Origin of the sequence: Promicromonospora kroppenstedtii DSM 19349 (genome assembly GCF_000515355.1) — a bacterium.
GTDB lineage: Bacteria > Actinomycetota > Actinomycetes > Actinomycetales > Cellulomonadaceae > Promicromonospora > Promicromonospora kroppenstedtii.
In genome coordinates this window covers 1-2,412 of record NZ_KI911704.1, presented here as the reverse complement: position 1 = coordinate 2,412, position 2,412 = coordinate 1, and the positions used below count along the sequence as shown (strand labels likewise).

The window sequence follows — 2,412 nt, the reverse complement described above, 5'->3', positions numbered from 1 at the left end:
GTCGCCGCGGCGACCTCCTCGGCCACGGTGCCGGCCAGGGCGCCGTCGCCCGCCACCACCACGCGGCGGCTGCCGATCGCGGCGAACGCGTCGTCGGGCAGCCAGGCCGGATGGGGAGCGTGGGCGGAGGAGGCGCGCGAAGAATCGCCAGTCATGAAACGTCCCATCCGTCTTGCGGTTGATATGCGGATATAGGGGTATAGGCACTGTGCCTCAGCGACGGCTCCCGGGTCCACCCAGGGGGCCCGGTCTGTCCGGCCCGCGAAAAAGCCGCGGTCGGTCCTCTCCTTCGAAGCCTAGGTTTCTCCGCTTTGAGCCGCCTCAAAACGGAGAAACCTAGGCTTCGAAGGAGAGCGCGCCGCGCGGCCTCGGCAGGTCCGGGTCAGCGTGCCGCGTACGCCGCCTTGGGCAGGTGGTAGGCCAGGTCGGCCGCGGTCTCGACGGCCTCGTCCAGGTCGAGCCGGTGCTCCGCCACGAGCCGGGCGAGGTAGCCGGCGTCGACGCGACGTGCCAGGTCGTGCCGCGCGGGGATCGAGCAGAAGGCGCGGGTGTCGTCCACGAAGCCGGACATGTTCGAGAACCCGGCGGTCTCGGTGGCGGCCTCGCGGAACCGGCGCATCGCGTCGGGCGCGTCCAGGAACCACCAGGGCGCGCCCAGGCGCAGGGCGGGGTAGACGCCGGCCAGCGGGGCGAGCTCGCGCGAGTACACGTCCTCGTCGATGGTGAACGCGATCATCCGGAAGTTCTCCGAGTTGCCGAACGCCTCCAGCACCGGCCGCAGACCCTGCGTGAACTCGGCGGTCACGGGGATGTCGTACCCCTTGTCGGGGCCGAACGCCGCCGCGACGGCAGGGTCGTGGTCGCGCAGCACCCCGGGGTGGAACTGCATGACCAGGCCGTCCTCGGTGGCCATCCCCGCCATCTGGAACAGCATGTGGGCGGAGAACGCCGCCTCCTCGGCCGTGGAGAGCGCCGCGCCGTCCCCGGTCGGCCCGGCCGCGAGGGCCTTCTCGAACAGGGCGCGCGCCACCTCGTCGGGCAGCGGGGTGGTGTCCGCGCTGAAGTGCCCGTGGTCGGTGGCCAGGCCACCCGCGGCGACGAACGCGGCGCGGCGCTCGCGGAGCGCGGCCAGGTAACCCGCGTACGAGTCGGTCGCGATGCCCGAGGCCTTGGCCAGCTTCTCCAGGTCGTCCCGCCAGGTGTGGCGCGCGGGGTGCAGCAACGGGTCCGGGCGGAAGGTCGGCAGCACGCGGCCGGGCAGCTCGGCGGCGAGCCGCGTGTGCTCGTCGAGCGTGCTCCAGGCCGGGTCGGTCGTGGCGATGACCTCGATGCCGAACCGGTCCAGGAGGGCGCGCGGCCGGAAGTCCGGGTCGGCGAGCCGCTCGGCGATCTGGTCGTAGACCTGGTCGGCCGTCTCCGCCGACGGCCGCACCGTCACGCCGAAGATCTCGACCAGCTCGTGCTCCATCCAGTACCGCGTGGGCGTGCCGCGGAAGTGCTTCCAGCCCGCGCAGAACCGGCGGAAGATCTCGCGGGGGTCGGACTCGAACCCGGGCGCGACCGCCGGGCCGACGCCCAGCTCGGGGAGCTTGGCGCCCTGCGACACGAGCATCCGCGTCAGGTAGTGGTCGGGGACCACGAGGAGCTGGGCGGGGTCGGGGAAGGGTTCGTCGTCCGCGAAGGCGGTGACGTCCACGTGGCCGTGCATCGAGACGATCGGGAGGTCCTGGACCGCCGCGTAGATCTCGCGCGCGATCGGCCGGGTCACGGGGTCGGCGGGCAGGGCGCGGTCGGGGTGCAGCGTCCAGGTGTCGGTCACAGAGTCCTCCTGCGGGCATCGTTGCCGGTTCGGGGTAAGCGCTTCCACATCGTAGGCATTGCCAAGCCGCGACACGAACGTGAGAAGCGGAGCATTGCGAACGTTTGCAGTCAAACCCTACGATAGTGTGCAAACGTTCGCAGTGTCGCGAATCACCAGGAGGTGGCATGGTCACGGTGCACGACGTCGCGCGCGCCGCCGGGGTCTCGATCTCCACCGTGTCACGCGCGCTGACCGCCCCCGAGCGGGTGGCGGCCGCGACCCGTGACCGCGTGACCCGGATCGCCGCCGAGCTCGGCTACCGCCCCAACCTCGCGGCCAGCGGCCTGCGGATGGGCCGCACGCACGCCGTCGGGCTGCTGGTCCCCGACCTGGAGAACCCGTACTTCGCGTCCGTGACCAAGAGCGTCCAGGCCCGGGCCCGTGCTGAGGGCTACGAGGTCTTCGTGGCCGACACCGACGAGGACGCCGACGTCGAGCCCGAGCTGATCGGAGCACTCGCCGCGCGGACCGACGGCCTGCTGCTGGCCTCGCCCCGCTCGGGCGAGGCCGAGCTGCGGGCGGCGCTCGACGGGCTGACGGCGGTGCTCGCC

Annotated in this window: 2 protein-coding genes; one reads left to right on the top strand and one right to left on the bottom strand. The window is 72.4% G+C overall.

The genetic code is table 11. The features are described from left to right. Positions 1-382 precede the first annotated feature (382 nt). Positions 383-1,819, bottom strand: a complete 1,437-nt coding sequence (gene uxaC / locus PROKR_RS18555) for a glucuronate isomerase (protein ID WP_036965585.1) — start codon at positions 1,817-1,819, stop codon at positions 383-385. Between the two features lie 167 nt (positions 1,820-1,986). Between uxaC and PROKR_RS18550 the strand changes: the two genes are divergently transcribed. Next, on the top strand, positions 1,987-2,412 hold a 426-nt coding region (locus tag PROKR_RS18550), incomplete at its 3' end, for a LacI family DNA-binding transcriptional regulator (RefSeq protein ID WP_036965582.1).